The organism is Psychrobacter sp. 1U2 (genome assembly GCF_051847575.1).
The window spans coordinates 1-820 of the sequence record NZ_JBPYDC010000818.1 but is presented as its reverse complement, the minus strand read 5'-3'; the positions used below and the strand labels follow the sequence as shown (position 1 = coordinate 820).

Annotated in this window: 1 protein-coding gene; it reads right to left on the bottom strand. The window is 47.7% G+C overall.

Annotated features, from left to right (window positions below):
* Positions 1-820 (bottom strand): TIGR03364 family FAD-dependent oxidoreductase (locus ACS8FD_RS18915; protein WP_439276990.1); only part of this gene is annotated, 820 nt, incomplete at both ends.

The window sequence follows — 820 nt, the reverse complement described above, 5'->3', positions numbered from 1 at the left end:
AAGAGAGCCATCAGCAGACTGCACCACGATCAGATGTACGCCTGCTTTGCGCTCGGCTGACTGGATATCGTCTAATAAATTGATTAGCCCTCTTGCTTCGGGTAATTGGGCAAATCCATCATAACGAGCAAAGCTGAGATCCGACATCACCGCAGCATTTAACTTAAACGCTTTTTTTGGCATCACACGCATCATATTCAGGGTGCATAGTTTGGCCTTAGCCTTCGCCAAAGTCACTGGATATAAGCTGTGTAAATCTGTTCCAGGACAGACCACACAATGCTCTGCATGTAGCGTACCGCGACTGGTATGAACCATCGGCAGCTCAATCGAATGAACGGTCGTTTTATTATAAAAGTCCACACCGTACACTTGATTGAGCCAATTTGCCAATTTGCCAATGGCAGTTTTTGATTCAACTCTGAGCTCATGAGGGCTATACAACACACCCAGACCTTTTTTGAGATAAGGTACGTTTTCTACGATTTCAGATTGAGTCAGTAAGCGACAAGACTCCCCCATTTCTGTTTGTAAAAATGCTTCAGCGACCTCCATCGCCTCTGGACGTTGCATGAGCATATGTAAGCCACTATGCTCGACGTCGATACCTGCTTTTGGCGCAATATCTGCCCAGACATCACGCGTATGCATGGCTCGTTGCCAATGCTCGCCCCGTTGCTGACCACTGACGGTAACAAAACCGAAATTACGCACTGACGCATCTTTATTTTGTGACTCACGCTCTACCAATGCGACACTTAGTCCCTTCTTGACGGCAGCATAAGCACTGGCAAGGCCGACGATGCCACCACCGACGATC